General features: G+C 69.0%; 12 protein-coding genes and 3 pseudogenes. 10 read left to right on the top strand and 5 right to left on the bottom strand.

Annotated elements, in window-relative coordinates:
- The first annotated feature begins 17 nt into the window (after nucleotides 1-17).
- The 8 genes from ACIBAF_RS35675 (at nucleotide 18) to ACIBAF_RS35640 (ending at nucleotide 10,163) form a co-directional block, all read left to right on the top strand.
- Nucleotides 18-1,055, top strand: coding sequence for an acyl-CoA dehydrogenase family protein (locus tag ACIBAF_RS35675; RefSeq protein WP_399468489.1), 1,038 nt, complete (start codon nucleotides 18-20; stop codon nucleotides 1,053-1,055).
- A 14-nt stretch (nucleotides 1,056-1,069) separates the two neighbouring features.
- The gene (locus tag ACIBAF_RS35670) at nucleotides 1,070-3,082 is read left to right on the top strand and encodes an FAD-dependent oxidoreductase (RefSeq protein WP_399468487.1); all 2,013 of its coding nucleotides are present in this window, start codon (nucleotides 1,070-1,072) and stop codon (nucleotides 3,080-3,082) included.
- Between the two features lie 346 nt (nucleotides 3,083-3,428).
- Nucleotides 3,429-3,887: a winged helix-turn-helix transcriptional regulator gene (locus ACIBAF_RS35665; RefSeq protein ID WP_399468486.1), complete on the top strand. Its 459-nt coding sequence runs from the start codon at nucleotides 3,429-3,431 to the stop codon at nucleotides 3,885-3,887.
- 54 nt (nucleotides 3,888-3,941) lie between these two features.
- Nucleotides 3,942-4,448: an SRPBCC family protein gene (locus tag ACIBAF_RS35660; protein ID WP_399468484.1), complete on the top strand. Its 507-nt coding sequence runs from the start codon at nucleotides 3,942-3,944 to the stop codon at nucleotides 4,446-4,448.
- Entirely contained in the window at nucleotides 4,448-5,506 is a 1,059-nt protein-coding gene (locus ACIBAF_RS35655) for an LLM class flavin-dependent oxidoreductase (protein ID WP_399468482.1), read from the top strand. Before ACIBAF_RS35660 ends, ACIBAF_RS35655 begins: the two co-directional genes overlap by 1 nt.
- Nucleotides 5,503-7,863 carry a molybdopterin-dependent oxidoreductase gene (locus ACIBAF_RS35650; protein WP_399468480.1) on the top strand — a complete coding sequence of 787 codons (2,361 nt, stop codon included), beginning with the start codon at nucleotides 5,503-5,505 and terminating at the stop codon, nucleotides 7,861-7,863. The genes ACIBAF_RS35655 and ACIBAF_RS35650 overlap by 4 nt, the downstream gene beginning before the upstream one ends.
- 60 nt (nucleotides 7,864-7,923) lie before the next feature.
- Nucleotides 7,924-8,811: an AAA family ATPase gene (locus ACIBAF_RS35645; RefSeq protein ID WP_399468645.1), complete on the top strand. Its 888-nt coding sequence runs from the start codon at nucleotides 7,924-7,926 to the stop codon at nucleotides 8,809-8,811.
- Nucleotides 8,808-10,163, top strand: a complete 1,356-nt coding sequence (locus ACIBAF_RS35640; RefSeq protein ID WP_399468478.1) for a VWA domain-containing protein — start codon at nucleotides 8,808-8,810, stop codon at nucleotides 10,161-10,163. Before ACIBAF_RS35645 ends, ACIBAF_RS35640 begins: the two co-directional genes overlap by 4 nt.
- A 41-nt stretch (nucleotides 10,164-10,204) precedes the next feature.
- Here ACIBAF_RS35640 and ACIBAF_RS35635 read toward each other — a convergent pair whose 3' ends face one another.
- From ACIBAF_RS35635 to ACIBAF_RS35625, 3 genes are all read right to left on the bottom strand, one after another.
- Nucleotides 10,205-11,446: a cytochrome P450 gene (locus tag ACIBAF_RS35635; RefSeq protein WP_399468476.1), complete on the bottom strand. Its 1,242-nt coding sequence runs from the start codon at nucleotides 11,444-11,446 to the stop codon at nucleotides 10,205-10,207.
- Nucleotides 11,447-11,788: 342 nt separating this feature from the next.
- A complete protein-coding gene (locus ACIBAF_RS35630) occupies nucleotides 11,789-12,823 on the bottom strand; it encodes a phosphotransferase family protein (protein WP_399468474.1) in 1,035 nt (344 codons plus the stop codon).
- Nucleotides 12,820-14,013 (bottom strand): acyl-CoA dehydrogenase family protein, encoded by a 1,194-nt coding sequence (locus ACIBAF_RS35625; RefSeq protein ID WP_399468472.1) that lies wholly within the window; start codon nucleotides 14,011-14,013, stop codon nucleotides 12,820-12,822. Before ACIBAF_RS35625 ends, ACIBAF_RS35630 begins: the two co-directional genes overlap by 4 nt.
- A gap of 143 nt (nucleotides 14,014-14,156) precedes the next feature.
- Here ACIBAF_RS35625 and ACIBAF_RS35620 point away from each other — a divergent pair, with 143 nt between their 5' ends.
- Complete coding sequence (locus ACIBAF_RS35620) at nucleotides 14,157-14,744, top strand: TetR/AcrR family transcriptional regulator (RefSeq protein WP_399468470.1); 588 nt, start codon at nucleotides 14,157-14,159, stop codon at nucleotides 14,742-14,744.
- Between the two features lie 486 nt (nucleotides 14,745-15,230).
- Here ACIBAF_RS35620 and ACIBAF_RS35615 read toward each other — a convergent pair.
- Together ACIBAF_RS35615 and ACIBAF_RS35610 are read right to left on the bottom strand one after the other, a co-directional pair.
- Nucleotides 15,231-15,386 (bottom strand): annotated as a pseudogene (locus ACIBAF_RS35615) (IS110 family transposase); the annotation flags it as partial.
- Nucleotides 15,387-15,430: 44 nt separating this feature from the next.
- Nucleotides 15,431-15,523, bottom strand: a pseudogene (locus ACIBAF_RS35610) (IS5/IS1182 family transposase); the annotation flags it as partial.
- Between the two features lie 303 nt (nucleotides 15,524-15,826).
- On the opposite strand from ACIBAF_RS35610, the pseudogene ACIBAF_RS35605 reads away from it, so the two are divergent.
- Nucleotides 15,827-15,970 (top strand): annotated as a pseudogene (locus tag ACIBAF_RS35605) (acyl-CoA dehydrogenase); the annotation flags it as partial.
- Nucleotides 15,971-16,168: the final 198 nt, after the last annotated feature.

Below are 16,168 nucleotides of genomic sequence, written 5' to 3'. Positions count from 1 at the left end.
CGGTTCGAGGAGGAGCCATGCCATTCGCGTTGACCGGCGAGCAGCGAGAGCTTGCCAGCACGGCACGCCAGGTGCTCGCGGAGCGTGCCGGACCGCTGCCACCCGCCTGGGACGCAGCCGGCGAGGGTCTGCACCGTGACCTCTGGCGGTCGCTGGCCGAGCTGGGGTTCCTCGGGCTCGGTGTGCCCGAGGAGCGCGGCGGCTCGGGCGGCGGTCTGCGTGAACTGTGTCTGGTCGCCGAGCAGGTCGGTGGCGCGTTGCCAAGGATTCCGTTCATCGCCACGGTCACGGTGCTCGCCGCGGTCGCCGACGATGTGAGGGCCATCGCGAACGGTGACGTGGTCGCGGTGCCGGCGTGGGAGACGTTCCCGATCGTGCCGGGACGCCGGGACGCGCTCCGTCTCTCGGCTTCCACGGTGGACGGCGTGATGCGGGCGGTGCCGTACGGGATGGACGCGGATCTGCTGCTCGCGTTCGCCGGTACGGCCCCCGTGCTGGTGGATCTGGCACAGGCCGGTGTACGACGCCAACCGGTCGAGGCGTTCGACGTCACCGAGCCCGCGGCCGAGATCGAGCTCTCCGGTGTGGCCGCCCGGGTGCTGGCGCCGGTGACCTCGTGGGCCACCCTCCACACGGTGCTGGCGGCCGAGCTGATCGGTACCGGGCAGCGGGCGCTGGACGGCGCCGTCGCCTACGCCGGTCAGCGGCGTCAGTTCGGCCGCGCGATCGGCTCGTTCCAGGCGATCAAGCACCTGCTCGCCGACTTGCACGTTCAACTCGACGCGTCCCGCCTGCTCGTCGAGTGGGCTGCCGCGGCCATCGACGACGGGCACGCGGACGCCGAGACCGCGGCCCGCACGGCGCTGGCCGCCGCGAGCGACGCCGCGCAGGCGGCCGCCGGCGAAGCGCTGCAGGTGCACGGCGGCATCGGCTTCACCTGGGAGCACCCCTCGCACGTGTTCCTCAAGCGTGCTCGCGCCCGCCGGTCGCTGCTGGGGTCCCCGGCACACCAGCTGGACGTGCTGGCCGACCACATCCTCGTGGCGCAGCCCTGACGAAGGAGTCACCTGTGGAATACCCGAACCTGTTTCGCCCTCTCGTACTGGACGCGTTCACGCTGCCCAACCGGGTTGTGATGGGATCCATGCATACGGGGTTGGAGGACGACCCCGCCGCGGCGCCTCGGCTCGCGGCCTACTTCGCCGAACGCGCCCGGGCGGGCGTCGCCCTGATGGTCACCGGCGGATACGCGCCCCATGAGGACGGAGTGCTGGGCCCGGGCGGGTCGAAGCTCACTACCGAGGACGAGATCGCCCAGCACCGGATCGTCACCGACGCGGTGCACGCCGAGGGCGGGCGAGTCGTACTGCAGATCCTCCACGGCGGCCGGTATTCCAAAATTCCCGAATGCGTGGCGCCGTCGCCGATCAAGGCGCCGATCAACCGGTTCACACCGCGGGAGCTGGCCGACTTCGAGGTGGAGGAACACATCGACGCGTTCGCGCGGTGCGCCGCGCTGGCGCAGCGAGCGGGGTACGACGGCGTGGAGATCATGGGCTCGGAGGGCTACCTCATCAACGAGTTCCTTGCGCCGCGGACCAACAAGCGCACCGACGACTGGGGCGGCACACCGCAGAAGCGGCGCCGGATGGCGGTCGAGATCGTCCGGCGCACCAGGGACGCCCTGGGCCCGGGCTTTCTGATCATCTACCGGCTGTCCATGGCCGACCTCGTCGAGGACGGGCAGACGTGGGACGAGATCGTCGCCACCGGGCGCGAGGTCGCCGCGGCCGGGGCCTCGGTCATCAATACCGGCATCGGCTGGCACGAGGCCCAGATCCCGACCATCGCGACCTCGGTGCCGCGAGCGGCGTTCACCACACTGACGGCACGGTTGCGGCCCCTGGTGGACATTCCGTTGATCACTTCGAACCGGATCAACATGCCAGAGGTGGCCGAGGAGACACTGGCACGCGGTGACGCCGATCTGGTGTCGATGGCGCGGCCATTCCTTGCGGACCCGGAGTGGGTGCGCAAGGCCGCGCAGCAGCGGGCCGACGAGATCAACACGTGCATCGGCTGCAACCAGGCCTGCCTGGATCACGTGTTCGTAGGCAAGCCCATGAGCTGCCTGGTCAATCCCCGCGCCGCGCATGAGACCGAGCTGGTGCTCGGTCCCACCCGGACGGTCAAGCGGATTGCGGTGGTGGGGGCCGGTCCGGCGGGCCTGTCGGCGGCGGTGACCGCCGCGGAACGAGGGCACCGGGTCGATCTGTTCGAGGCCGCCGACCACATCGGCGGCCAGTTCGACCTGGCCCGGCGGATCCCCGGCAAGGAGGAGTTCGCCGAGACCCTCCGTTACTACCGTCGGCAGCTCGAGCGCACCGGTGTGCATGTGCACCTGGGCGAGCGGGTCACTGCCGAGGCTCTGGCCGCCGGTGGCTTCCACGAGGTAGTGGTCGCGACCGGCGTGCGACCCCGCCTGCCCGACATCCCGGGCATCGACCATCCGATGGTGCTGACCTATCCGGAGGCCGTGGTCGGTGCCCGTCCGGTCGGGGACCGGGTCGCCATCATCGGTGCCGGCGGGATCGGCGTCGACGTCAGCGAGCTGCTCACCCACACCGCCTCGCCCACCCTGGATCTGCCGGTGTGGCAACGCGAATGGGGCGTGACGGACTCCGCGCAGGTCCGGGGCGGCCTCACCGCTCCCGCACCGGAACCCCCGGCGCGTGAGGTGTACCTGCTGCAGCGCAGCCCCGGACGCATAGGCGCCCGGCTCGGAAGGACGACCGGCTGGATCCACCGGGCCGCGCTGGCAGCCAAGAGCGTGAGCCAGATCTCCGGGGTGCGCTACGAGAAGGTCGACGACGAGGGCCTGCACATCAGCGCTCCGGACTACCGCGTGCTGAAGGTCGACACGGTGGTCGTCTGCGCCGGGCAGCAATCGGTCCGTGACTTGTACGACGAGATCACCGCGGCCGGTATGTCGGCGCACATCATCGGCGGCGCCGACGTCGCCGCCGAACTCGACGCGAAGCGCGCGATCGACCAGGGCACCCGACTCGCCGCCGCTCTCTGATCCGGCGGTCGGACCGCCGGCAGCAAGGCCTGGTGGCCGGGTGGCCGGCAGCGGGGTCAGGCGCAACGCACGCGCGTGAGCAGCACCGCGCCCTCGTGGCCGGTGGAGCCCGCGATAGCTGACCGGGCCGAGCACGGTGCCCTGCGGCGGCGCTCGGCCCAGCGACCCCGTCGGCCTGCGTCTGACCCTGCACAGGCAGCCGTGGCATGCCGAGGCGCACAGCCCTGCCCGGCTGCTGGACCGGCGTGCGCCGCTTTCAACAGCACGGTCTTGTTGCGAAACCCGATATCCTGGTCCTATGAAACGGACATCTTTCTCCCGCTGGCCGTGCTCGATTGCGCGGACCATGGATCTGCTCGGCGACTGGTGGACCCCGCTGGTGCTGCGCGAAGCGTTCTACGGCATCCGCCGTTTCGACGAGTTCCAGCAGGAACTGGGCATCGCCCGCAACACCCTGGCCGACCGGCTGCGGCGCCTGGTCGACGAGGGCCTGTTGGAGAAACAGCTCTACCAGACCGAGCCGCGGCGCTACGACTACGTGCTCACCGAGAAAGGCAAGGACTTCTTCGGGGTGCTGGCCGCCATGTCCCGCTGGGGTGACCGGTGGCTGGTCGCGGATGAGGGAGCGCCGGTCATCTTCCATCACGACACGTGCGGCCACGACGCGCGTGCCGAAGTCGTCTGTGCCGCGTGCGGTGAACCGTTGCGAGCGGACGAGACCACGATGCAAATGGGGCCGGGGTACCCGGAGCGGCTCAAATCGCGACCGGACGTGCAGCGCCGATTCTCGGGCTTGACAGGCTAAATCTAGTTAAGCAACTCTGTCGGTCAGATCCTGACAGTGAGGAGGCTGACCACGATGGAGTGGACTGGCGCTCGTTACGCCGACACGCCGACGGCGGAGGTACGCACCTGGATCAACGCCGAGCCCCAGCGGGTCTGGGCGCTGGTGTCGGATGTCGACCTGATGCCCACCATGAGTGAGGAACTGCAGTCGATCGAGTGGGTGGGGGGCTGTTCGGGCCCGGCCGTCGGCGCGACGTTCGTCGGGCACAGCAAGCACGAGGCGCTCGGGGAGTGGGCCACCACCTCGCACATCATCGAGTACGAGCCGCCGCGGCTGTTCGCGTGGGCGGTGGAGGACCTGCAGTGCCCCACCGCGATCTGGCGGTTCCGGCTAGAGCCCCGCGACGGTGGCACCGAGCTGTCGCAATGGATGCAGATGGGCCCGGGGCGCTCGGGACTGTCGTACGCGATCGACCGGATGCCGGAGAAGGAGCAGAAGATCGTGTTCGTGCGAATGCGGGAGTTCGAGCAAAGCATCACCGCCACGTTGGAGCACATCAAGAAGCTGGCGGAAGCCTGATGCGGACCGCGACCACGATCGAGGCCTCCGGCGGCGACAGCTGGCGCGAACAGATCGACTTCGTGCTGGAGGCGGAGAAACTCGGCCTCGACATCTGCTGGGTCGCCGAGGCCTGGGGCTCGGACGCGCCTTCGGCGCTGGGCTACTACGCGGCCCGCACGGAGCGGATGCTGCTCGGGTCGGGGATCATGCAGGTGGGTACCCGTACGCCGGTGGCGCTGGCGCAGACCGCGATCACCCTGTCGAACCTGTCGGAGGGCCGCTTCCTGCTCGGGCTGGGCGCCTCCGGCCCCCAGGTGATCGAGGGCCTGCACGGGCTGCCGTTCGCACGGCCGCTGAGCCGGATCCGGGAGACGGTGGAGATCGTGCGCCAGGCCTTCGCCGGCGGCAAGATTTCCTACACCGGTCGCGAGTTCCAGATCCCGCGGCCCGGTGGCGATGCGGTGCCGATGCGGCTCTCCATGCGCGCCCATCACGAGATCCCGATCTACTTGGCCACCTTGTCCCCGGGCATGCTCCGGCTGACCGGTGAGATCGCCGATGGGTGGCTGGGCACCAGCTTCGTACCCGAGGGCGCGGCCGGGGCGTACTTCGCGTACCTCGACGAGGGTTTGGCCCGCGGCGGGCGGACCCGGGCGGATCTGGACGTATGCCAGGGAGCGGAGGTGGCGTTCGCGCCGGACGAGGACGCGCTGCGCCGGATGGTGGCCGGGCGGAAGAAGGAACTGGCCTTCAGCCTGGGCGGCATGGGTTCGGCGTCGACCAACTTCTACAACCAGGCCTACTCCCGGCAGGGCTGGGCCGAGATCGCCGCCGAGGTACGCGAGCGCTGGCAGGGCGGTGACCGCGACGGCGCCGCCGCGCTGGTGACCGACGAGATGGTGCTGGGCACCACGCTGATCGGCACCGAAGAGATGGTGCGCAAGCGGCTGCGAGTGTGGCGCGACGCGGGTGTGGACACCGTCCGTCTCTATCCGTCCGGTGACACGCTGGACGCGCGCTTGTCCACTTTGGGCCGGGCGATCGAACTCGTGCAGGAGATCGGGAGTCCGGCGTGAGCCAGTGGCACAAGACCGCGTGCAATCTCTGCTACGTCAACTGCGGGCTCGAGGTCCAGACCGAGGGGTCGGCGATCATCCGGGTCCGTGGAGACAAGGACAACGCGCGCAGCCAGGGCTACCTGTGTCAGAAGCCACAGCGGTTGACGTGGTACGGCGACCACGACGACCGGCTCACCACACCGCTTCGCCGTCGTGCGGACGGTACGCATGAACCGGTCAGCTGGGAGACGGCGCTGACCGAGATCGCGGCCAAGTTGCGTGAGGTCCGCGACGCCGACCTGGCCGAGGGACGGCCGGGGTCGTTCGCCTACGTGGGCGGGGGCGGCCAGGGCAACCATTCCGGAGGCGCCTACGGACACGCGCTGATGAGGTGGATGAACGCCTCCCGGTTCTTCGGTGCGCTCTCGCAGGAAAAGACCGGTGATTACTGGGTCAACGGCAAGATGTTCGGAGGGCAGACCTGCCATACCTCCGAGGGAGTCGAGGAGTGCGACCTGCTGGTTGTGATCGGCTGCAACCCGTGGTTGGCGAACGGCTTCAACCGGGCCCGCAACGTGGTCAACACGATCAAGAACGACCCGAGCCGGAAGCTGGTGGTGCTTGACCCGCGGCGTACCGAGACGGCGGACGTTGCGGACGTGCACCTGCCGTTGCGGCCCGGTACTGACGCCTATGTGCTCGGCGCCATTCTGGCGCTGGTCATCGAACGGCGCGGCGAGGACGAGGAGTTCCTTCGGGCGCACACCGACGGGTTCGACCAGGTGGCCGCGGTGCTGCGGGGGATTCCGGTGGAGGAGTGGATCGCCCACGCGGAGGTCGACCGCGCAGATGTCGAGCGCGTGGTGGACCTGATCCTCGCCGCCACGGCGATGACCGTCCGCGTGGAGTTGGGTATTCAGCAGGGCCGTAACTCCACGCTCAACAGCTATCTGGAGAAGCTGCTGTACTTGCTGACCGGGAACTTCGGCCGGCCCGGTACCAATGCCGTGCACTCGTGGCTGGTTCCGATCATGAGTGAGTCGCGCGGGCAGCGGTCGGAGATCACGGGTTTCGAGTACATCGGCGGCTACCTGCCGATGAACACGCTTGCCGAGGAGATCCTCGCCGACCATCCCCACCGGGCGAGGGTGCTGTGGGTCGAGTCGTCCAACCCCGCCAACACCACCGCGGACACCGTGACGACCGAGCAGGCGATCAGACAGTGCGAGCTGTCCGTCGTGATCGACGTCGCCTACACAGAAACCGCCGCGCTGGCCGACTACGTGCTACCGGCCGCCTCACAGTATGAGAAGTGGGAGTGGACCTTCTTCGACTTCGAATGGCCGACGAACTACTTCCACCTGCGCCGGCCGTTGTTCGACCCGTTGCCCGGCACCCTGGTGGAGGCCGAGATTTACGCGAGGCTGTTCGAAGCCCTCGGTCTGCTGCCGGACCAGCAGACGCTGGACCGGCTGACCGAGGTCGCGCGGGCGGACCGGCCGAATCTGCTGAGCCACGCAAGCCATGTATTCAAGGACCACCCCGCGATCGCACCGGTAGTGCTCTACCGGACGCTTGGGCGCACGCTGCCCGACGGTGCGTCGTCCGCGGCAGCGTTGTGGCGAGGCTGCCACAGCGCGGCACAGAGAATGTCCGTTGCGGTGCAGCGGGCGCTCGGTACCGAGCTCTCCGGCCCGGCGCTCGGCGAGGAGCTGTTCGACCGGATCCTGGCAAGTCCCAGCGGACTTGCCTTTAGCCGCCACGAATACGGCGAGGTCTGGACGCTGGTTCGAAACGAGCGCGTCCAGCTCGCCATACCGGAACTGCTCGAATGGCTGGCCGCGCTCGACCCCAAGCGGGACGGCCCGGATCCCGACTACCCGCTGTCTTTGATCAGCGGCCAGCGCCGCAGGCACAATGCCAACCAGATCCTGCGTCCGCCCGCCTGGCGCAAGACCGACCCCGACGGCGCGCTCCGGGTCCGTACGCACGATCTCTCCGCGATCGGCGCCACCCCCGGCGACTGGGTCGCCGTGGTGTCCAGGACGGGGCGCATCGTGGTCCGGGCCGAGACCGACGAAAGCCTTCGCCGCGGCCAGGTGGCGCTGCCCCACGGGTACGGGATGTCGGTTCCCGATGGTCATGGTGGACGGGTGACACACGGCCCGCGGATCAACCTGATCACCGACGCCAACGACCGCGACCCCATCGCCGGCACCCCGCATCACAAGGATGTGCCCGTGCGCCTGGAACCCGCCACCGCCGCGGAACGCGCGCACGCCGAGCGAGACCGCGACCGGGTCGGTCGACTGGTCCCCGAGCGAGACCGGACGAAGCCGCCGACCCCGCTTTTCGCTGACGGCTCCCGTGGATGATCCGCGCCAACGGTCCCGGCTTCTGAGGCCACGGCGTTGCCGCTACAGCAGGGAGGCATGATGCAGCAGCCGCTGTTCCGCTCGGTGGACGACGTGACGCGAGGGTTGGCCGAGGCCGGGTATCTGGCGTCCACGCCGGTGGCCACCACGGTGTTTCTGGCCGACCAGCTCGGCAAACCGCTCCTGGTGGAGGGACCCGCCGGGGTCGGCAAGACGCAACTCGCACGGGCCGTTGCCGCGGCGACCGGCAGCGAACTGGTGAGATTGCAGTGCTACGAGGGCGTCGACGAGTCGCGCGCGCTGTACGAGTGGAACCACGCCAAGCAGCTGCTGCGGATCACGGCCAGCCGTGACGAGGGCTGGGAACAGGCGCGCGAGGAGGTGTTCAGCGAGGAGTTCCTTCTGCCCCGTCCGCTCCTGAAGGCCATCCGCAACCCGGAACCGACTGTGCTGCTGGTCGATGAGACGGACAAGGCGGACATCGAGATGGAGGGTCTCCTGCTGGAGGTACTCGGCGACTTTCAGGTCACCGTGCCCGAGCTGGGCACGATCACCGCGACGCGCCGTCCCTTCGTGCTGCTCACCTCGAACGCGACGCGCGAGCTGTCGGAGGCGCTCAAACGGCGCTGCCTGTTCCTTCACCTGGACTTCCCGTCGCCGGAGCTCGAGCGCGACATCGTCCGGCTGCAGGTGCCGGGCCTCGACACCCGCCTGGCCGAGTCGCTGGTGCGGGTCGTCAACGCGCTGCGCTCCATGCACCTGCGGAAGGCGCCGTCCGTCGCCGAATCGGTGGACTGGGCGCGGACGTTGCTGGCGCTCGGCGCGCGCACACTCGACGAAGCGGTGGTGGAGGCAAGCCTCGGCGTGATCCTCAAGCACCAGACCGACCACCAGAAGGCCGCCGCCGAGCTACGACTGGACCACGCACTGGATCCGGCGTCGTCATGAGCGGCCTGCCGCACCGGCTGGTGGAGTTCGTCGGGGCGCTGCGGGAACACGGGATCCCGGTCGGGACCGGCGAGACCGTGGACGCCGCAGCCGCCGTCGACGTACTCGGCCTTGCCGACCGCGAGCGCCTGCGCGCCGCGCTGGCCGCGACCGTGCTGCGTGGTACGGGCCTGCGCGCCACCTTCGACGCGCTGTTCGACCTGTACTTTCCGGTGGCGGTGGGGAGGGCGGAAACGACGGTCGACACCGCCGAGCTACCCGCACTGCGCGACGCGCTCGTGGCCGCGCTCGCCGCGGGTGACACCGCACGCATGCGGGCGCTGGCAGCCGCCGGTGTCGCCGCATACGGCCGCTTCGGGACCATCGGCGGTGGGACCGGCGGCTGGTCCGCGTACCACACACTGAACCGGATCCGACCGGACGATCTGTTCGCACGCGTACGGGCCGCCATCCAAGGCGAAGAGGACGGCGGTCTCGCCGATGCGATCGCGCAGCAGGAAGCCCACAGCCGCATCGCCCAGCTCCGCGAGTACATTCAGTCCGAGGCACGCCGCCGTACCTCCGAACTGCGCGGCCGGGACCACATCGCCCGGTACGCAGTCGCGCCGCCGAGCGACCAAGCCAGTTTCGTCGGCGCCCGTTCAGAACAGCTGACAGAACTGCGGCGTACGATCCAGCCGCTGTCCCGGAAGCTGGCGACCAGGCTTGCGGCCCGTCGGCGAAGGGCACACCGCGGTCAGATCGACATGCGACGCACCCTGCGCCGGTCGCTGGCCACCGGTGGAGTGCCGATGCGCCCGGTACTGCGCCGACGGCGGCCTGGACGACCCGAACTCGTCCTGTTGTGCGACATGTCCGGGTCAGTAGCGGGGTTCGCCCAGTTCACCCTGGAGTTGGTGCAGGCGCTGGCCGACCAGTTCAGCAAGGTCCGGACATTTGCCTTCATCGAACTCACCGACGACATCACCGATCTGGTCACCGCAGCCGCCACCGACACCAGGAATCTCGCCGAGCGCATCGCGACCGAGGCCAGGCTGACCCGTTGGGCCAGGAGCAGCGACTACGGGAGTTCGCTCGCCGGCTTCGTCGACGGCTGGCTCGACGCGGTCGGACCGCGTACCTCGGTGCTCATTCTCGGCGACGGGCGCACCAACGGCGGCGACGCGAACCTGTCCGCTGTGCGGCGGATCGCTGACCAGGCTCGGCACGTGTACTGGCTCAACCCCGAACCGAGGAGCCTGTGGGCTACCGGTGACTCGGCGGCGCTGCTGTACGCGCGGCTGGTGCCCATGTACGAATGCCGCAACCTACGCCAGCTGTCGCGCCTGGTCACCGAGTTGCTGCCGGACTGAGCGCCGGCCGGGGGAGTTCTCCTGGCCGTACAAGTCGAGCTTCAGTGATCGAGGACGACCTTGATCTCCCTGAACCCGTGGATCAAGAACGACGCCACACGGTCGAGCGGCTGGTTCTCGACGAGCGTCAGGCGGGGGAAGCGTTCGAAGAGCGCCGGCAGCGCGGCGAGCGCTTCGGCGCGCGCCAACGGGGCGCCGAGGCAGTGATGCGCGCCGTGGCCGAAGGACATGTGCTTGATGGGGGTGGGGCGGGTGATGTCGAAGCGGTCGGCATCCTCGCCGTACTGCTCGGGGTCCCACCCGAGGAAGCCGAATGCGGCCAGGATCGCCTCGCCGGCGCGTATGCGAACGTCCCCGACGGTGATGTCTTCCACGGCGAACCGCAGCGGGCTCATCGCAGCGGCGGGGGCGAAGCGCAGGGCCTCCTCCACCACGGTCTCCCACGGCACGCGGCCGTCGCGGACGAGGGCGAGCTGGTCGGGGTGCTGCAGCAGCGCGACGACGGCGTTGCCGATCAGCTGGACGGTCGTCTCGAGGCCGGCCCCCAGGACGAGGACCATCGTGTCGATGATCTCGAGGTCGGAGAGGGTGTCGTTGCCGTCTTGCGCATGGAGGAGCGCGGTGGTCATGTCGTCGCCGGGCCGGGCCCGCTTCTGGGCCAGGACCTCGGCGAAGGCCTCGCGGCAGGCTGTGAGCGCGGCGCCGCCATCCTGTGAGGCGGGGTCAGCCAGCGCGATCTCGGTGAAGTTCTTCACTGCGGCGGCCCCATCGCCCTGCATGCCGAACATCTCGCAGATCACGCGGAGCGGCAGCGGACTGGTGAAGTCGGCGCGCAGGTCTGTGACCTCGCCGGGCGCGGTCTGGGCCAGCTGGTCGACAAGATCGGCGACGAGGCGGTCGACGGACGGCTGGAATGCCTTGATGCGCCGGAGCGTGAAGGCGGGGGCGACAAGTTTGCGCAGCCTGGTGTGGTCGGGTCCGTAGGACCAGAACATGTTTTCGCCGACGAGCCCGTACATCCAGTGGGCGTCCGGGGTGTTCGCCAGCCAGCCATTGCGCCAGGCGTCCCAGTGCTGACGCGCGTCCCGGCTGACGCGGGGATCGGTCAGGAGCGGTTCCAGGACCCGCTGCGAGGTGGGCATCCAGGCGCGTATGCCGCCGAGCAGCTCCACCGCGGCCACGTCTCCCAGCGCTCGAAGCTGGGCCGCTTGGCCGGGCAGGTCGACTCCCCGGGGGTCGAGGGGGAAGGGCTTCGGGTAATGGTGAAGAGATGCGACGGTCATGAGACCTCTTCTCGAAATGAGACGGCAGACGATCGGGAGGCAGACGTAATGCTGTCGATCTGATGCTGTGTCAGTGGTAGGACTCGCGTTCCACGCACGGCGCTCCGAGCAGAGCGGAAACGATCACGGCCGGGTCCGGGAGCTCGTGGGCCTGACGGGGCCGCCGGCTGCTTCGGGGGCCTCCTGGCATGGGCGCCAAGCAAATAGGAGAGAACCGCGATTACCTGGCTAGGTCACGGTAACATAGGTTTGCATAATCTATAGGTAAATCCCTCCAGCGCGAGGGTCGGTAGCTCGAGGGTCGTTCTGATGCGTCTATGGCCGGGCCGGGGTGGTGTGTCGTCAAGGCGTGGTCGTGAGTGAGCGCAGGCCGTTGGCGGCGAGTGGGGCCACGGCCTCGCCGACGGTGTCGAAGCCGGCGCCGCGGGTCAGGCCTTGTTGGTGACGGGCGTGGATGCCTTCGGCGATGACGGCGATCTTGAAGTAGCCGAGGGCGAGGTAGAACGGGAGCCGGCTCAGGTCGCGGCCGCTGCGGATGGCGTAGCGCTGGGCGAGGTCGGCCGGTGGGGGAATGCGGTCGCTGGTGGACGCGGCGGACCCGGCGAGGACGGGCTCGAACGCGGGGTCGGAATAGACCAGGTGCAGGCCGAGGTCGGCGAGAGGGTCGCCGACAGTGGCCATCTCCCAGTCGACCAGTGCCCGGACTCTGGTGGGGTCGGCCGGGTCGAGGATGGCGTTGTCGATGCGGTAGTCACCATGCACGATCGACGTTCCGCTTTCCTGCGGGCAGCGTTCGCCGAGCCGGGCGTACAGGCGGTCGATGTCAGGGAGTTCACGGGTGCGTACCCGCTGCCACTGGTCGTGCCAGCGCAGCACTTGGCGCTCCAGGTATCCGTGGGGGCGGCCGAAGCCGGCCAGTCCGACGGCGTCGATGTCGACTTGATGCAGCCCGGCCAGGGTTTCGATGAGGGCGTAGGCGCAGCCGGTGATCTGCTGTTGCGGCAGGGCGTGAAGCTGTCCGCGGGTGCGGATCACGGTGCCCTCGACGTAGTCCACGATGGAGAACGGCACGCCGAACACGGTGTCGTCGCCGAACGCGACGGCGCGGGCGACCGGGACCCCGCTGCCGGAGAGCGCTGCGACGGCCCGGTACTCGCGGTGCATGTCGTGGGCGGACGGGGCGAGACCGCCCAGCGGCGGACGGCGCAGTACCCATCGGGAGCGGCCATCGGTCAGCAGGTACGTGAGGTTGGACTTGCCGCCCTGTAGCAGCTCCGCCCGCAACTCACCGCTATAACTCGGCACGTTGGCCTGCAGGAAGCCGTGGAGTGCCGGCAGATCAAGACCGTCCACAGTGGATTCCGCGCTGGTCGTCATCGAGCGCATGCCTTGTCGTGGCGGCGGACGACGCGGCGGGCGATCGCCCAGCGGTGCGTCTCCGAGGGTCCGTCATAGATCCGGAACGGCCGGACCTCACGCAGGAACCGGCCGAGCAGCACGTCGCCGGAAATGCCCAGTGAGCCGCAGATCTGCACCGAGCGGTCGACGACCCGCCAGATCGCCTCGGCACAGAAGGTCTTCGCGATCGCGGTGGACTGTGCGGCGGAGCGGCCCTGGTCGAGCTCCCAGCACGCCTGCAGAATCAGCCCGCGGGAGGCGGCGATGTCGATCTCGTTGTCGGCGATCATCTGCTGCACCATCCCCAACTCGGCCAGCCGCGAACCGAACACATGCCGGTCGGCGGCGCGGGCTACGGCGATGTCCTGGGCGCGGCGGGCGATCCCCAGCCAGCGCATGCAATGCGTCATCCGCGCCGGCCCGAGCCGCACCTGCGCGTACCGGAATCCCAGGTCGACCTCGCCGAGCACCGCGTCGTCGGCGACCACGCAGCCGTCGAAGACCAGCTCGGCGTGCCCGCCGTACAGGCTCTCGTCCAGCGTCTCGATGTGCCGGACGATCTCCATACCCGGGTTGTCGGCCTCGACCAGGAACATCGTGGCGCCGCCCGCGTCACCCGGCTCGCCGGACGTCCGGGCCATGCAGATCGCGAAAGCAGCCCCGTCGGCTCCGGTGATGAACCATTTCCGTCCGTCGATCTGCCATCCACCGTCGACCCGCACCGCGCGGGTGGTCAGCGCCGAGGGGTCCGAACCGGCCCCCGGAGCGGGCTCGGTCATCGCGAAGCAGGACCGGATGTCTCCGCCGGCCAGCGGCCGCAGATACCGCTCCTTCTGCTCCCGCGTGGCGATGGCCTCCAGCATGTGCATATTGCCCTCGTCCGGCGCGGCGATGTTCAAGGCCAGCGGCCCGAGCAGCGAATACCCCGCCTCCTCGAACACCGCGGCCCGCCCCCGCATGTCCAGGCCGTGACCGCCGTACGCCGCGCTGACGTGCGGTGCGAACACTCCCCGGTCCTTTGCCGCGCGCTGCAGCTCCGCCCGCACCGCATCGGAGGGGACGACGCCCTTGTACTCGGCTTCCATCGGCAGTACGACGTCGCGGACGAACTGCGCGGTCTGTGCGGCAAGGCCAGCCGCGGCCGGGTCTGGAGTGAGGTCGACGGTCACTACGAGCCCTCCTTGGCTAATCATTATTAGCTAGAAGCTAGCGGACGCCTGCTGACATGCGCAACGGGTCGTATCATGTGACACAGCTGTTCGCTACGTCACCTGCTAACCTTTGTTAGCCATCCGAGTCAAAGGGGGAGATAGTGTCCCGGCCTCCGGCATCCCGCCGTGACGACATCCGCGCCGCCGCGCTGGAGCTGTTCACCCGCCGTGGCTACGAGGCCACGACCATGGCCGACATCGGCGCAGGGGTCGGTATCCGCGGGCCCAGCCTCTACAAGCATGTGACGTCCAAGCAGGACCTGCTCGTGGAGATCATGATCAGCACGATGCGTGACCTCATCTCCGGCCATCATGCCGCGATCGCCACCACGACCGACCCGACCGAGCGGCTTCGCCGTGCGGCCGAAGCCCACGTCCGCTACCACGCCCGCCACCGGCTGGAAGCCTTCGTCGGCACCCGGGAAATCCGCAGTCTCTGCGAACCCCACCGAACCGAAGTCCTCGCGCTGCGCAGTGAATATGAGCAGTGCTTCCGGAAGCTGGTGAACGACGGCATCGCCGCCGGCCGCTTCCGCGTCGCCTCCGCGCGTATGGCTTCCTACGCCATCCTGGACCTCGGCATGGGGGTCGTCGTCTGGTACCGCGACGACGGCGAACTCACCGAAGACGCCCTCGTCTGGCAGTACGCCGAGTTCGCCCTCCGCATCGTCGGCGCGGCACCGTCGTGATCGTCATAACGAGCCCAGACAACGACTCCAGCATGGAGCACGAAGTGGTCAGCCATGACAAGTCGGGCGGTCCGTAGCGGAGGGATGCCCGCCCAAACCTCGCGGACCAAGCCTGACGCAGCCCGGCAGCCCGAGCGTGCCCTGGCGCTGAAGGCGTGTGTGCACCCGGCTGGCCGTGGCGTTCGGCCTCCACCCGCCCATGGCCGGTCCGCGTCCGAGCGGCGATCCCGCCGCGCACCCAGTGGTCACGCCGTCGGCCGCCGGGCGGGGCTGCTGAACATGTAAAGGGCGGCAGTTGTGAGCGAGCGGCAGCCCCGACTCGACTGTGAGGACCCGTTTGCCCTATGCGGCACCGCAGGGGCGGTGGCTGTCTGAACCGCTCTGGGACCGGTGGAGACCACTCCGGCCTCGTATCTCGCGGGCAAGATACCGTTTGGGACAGCGGATGATCACGAGTTGACGCTGGGCGCAGTTCAGCTGGTGATGGCCGCCGCGATTGAGCCGGTGCGGGTCGTTCTTGCCGAACGAGGTGGGGACCGGGCAGGCGTCGGCGAGCTTGGCGACCCCGGCCTGCGAGCGGAGGCGTTCGGGGTTGTCCCCGGTTACGACCAGTACATCGGCCGCAATGTTCGCGCCGATGCTGAACGCCTGCTGTCGAGTGGCCTCTTGGAGCAGCTTGGCGTGGTCTTCAGCGTTCTGCGGTCATCGATCCGCCCGCGCCCCGGGTGCCGGAACCATCGCTCATGCTTCGGCAGTAGCGGCTCGATCACCGCCCGCAACTCGTCGCTGACCGCCCACGGCTATCGCCGTGCCATGACCCCCCCTGCAAAGCACGGGATCGCATGCGTCTCCACCGTGCCACCAGAGATCATTTCGCAAGGGCCTCCTTGTGTGGGCATCGTTCCGCGGTCGTGGCCTCGTAGCCACGGCGGGATACCGGAGGCCGGGACGCGATCTCCCCTTTCGACTCGGATGGCTAACAAGGATTAGCAGGTGACGCAGCGAACAGCTGTGTCACACGCTACGACCCGTTGCGCATGTCAGCCGGCGTCCGCTAGCTTCTAGCTATTGGTGATTAGCCAAAGGGTCGGGGTGTGTTCGCGCCGCACGTCAGCGCGGCGTACGGCGGTCACGGCCCGGACATGCGGGGGCCGGCCGCGGTGTTCGAGGAGGCGGGGTATTCGTTGCTCGGGCCGCTGGCCCTGAACATCGCCGCACCGGACGAGAGTGGATGCCGCGGGGTGCGTTGGTGACGGTGGCGGCGAACAGGTCCTCGGCGTGCTGGGGGAAGCGTCCCCGGTGTCGGCGGACCCGGGGTTCCGAGTCCGGCCTCGATGCACATCGCCATAAAAAATGATTTCTACCTGCATAGTTGTATAAATAGACCCTCATGGTTAGGCTCGTTTGCCGAGCCGACAGCAACG

This window comes from Streptomyces sp. NPDC051677, from assembly GCF_044453465.1.
Taxonomy (GTDB): Bacteria; Actinomycetota; Actinomycetes; order Streptomycetales; family Streptomycetaceae; genus Streptomyces.
The sequence above is the reverse complement of the archived record's forward strand: the minus strand, read 5'-3'. Positions and strand labels throughout refer to the sequence as shown.

What these genes read in the sequence shown, in the direction of transcription:
- ACIBAF_RS35665 (WP_399468486.1), top strand. Translation starts at nt 3,429, where the DNA reads ATGGATCTGCTCGGCGACTGGTGGACCCCGCTGGTGCTGCGCGAAGCG.
- ACIBAF_RS35630 (WP_399468474.1), bottom strand. Translation starts at nt 12,823, where the DNA reads ATGACGACCAGCGCGGAATCCACTGTGGACGGTCTTGATCTGCCGGCA.
- ACIBAF_RS35655 (WP_399468482.1), top strand. Translation starts at nt 4,448, where the DNA reads ATGCGGACCGCGACCACGATCGAGGCCTCCGGCGGCGACAGCTGGCGC.
- ACIBAF_RS35660 (WP_399468484.1), top strand. Translation starts at nt 3,942, where the DNA reads ATGGAGTGGACTGGCGCTCGTTACGCCGACACGCCGACGGCGGAGGTA.
- ACIBAF_RS35675 (WP_399468489.1), top strand. Translation starts at nt 18, where the DNA reads ATGCCATTCGCGTTGACCGGCGAGCAGCGAGAGCTTGCCAGCACGGCA.
- ACIBAF_RS35645 (WP_399468645.1), top strand. Translation starts at nt 7,924, where the DNA reads ATGCAGCAGCCGCTGTTCCGCTCGGTGGACGACGTGACGCGAGGGTTG.
- ACIBAF_RS35635 (WP_399468476.1), bottom strand. Translation starts at nt 11,446, where the DNA reads ATGACCGTCGCATCTCTTCACCATTACCCGAAGCCCTTCCCCCTCGAC.
- ACIBAF_RS35640 (WP_399468478.1), top strand. Translation starts at nt 8,808, where the DNA reads ATGAGCGGCCTGCCGCACCGGCTGGTGGAGTTCGTCGGGGCGCTGCGG.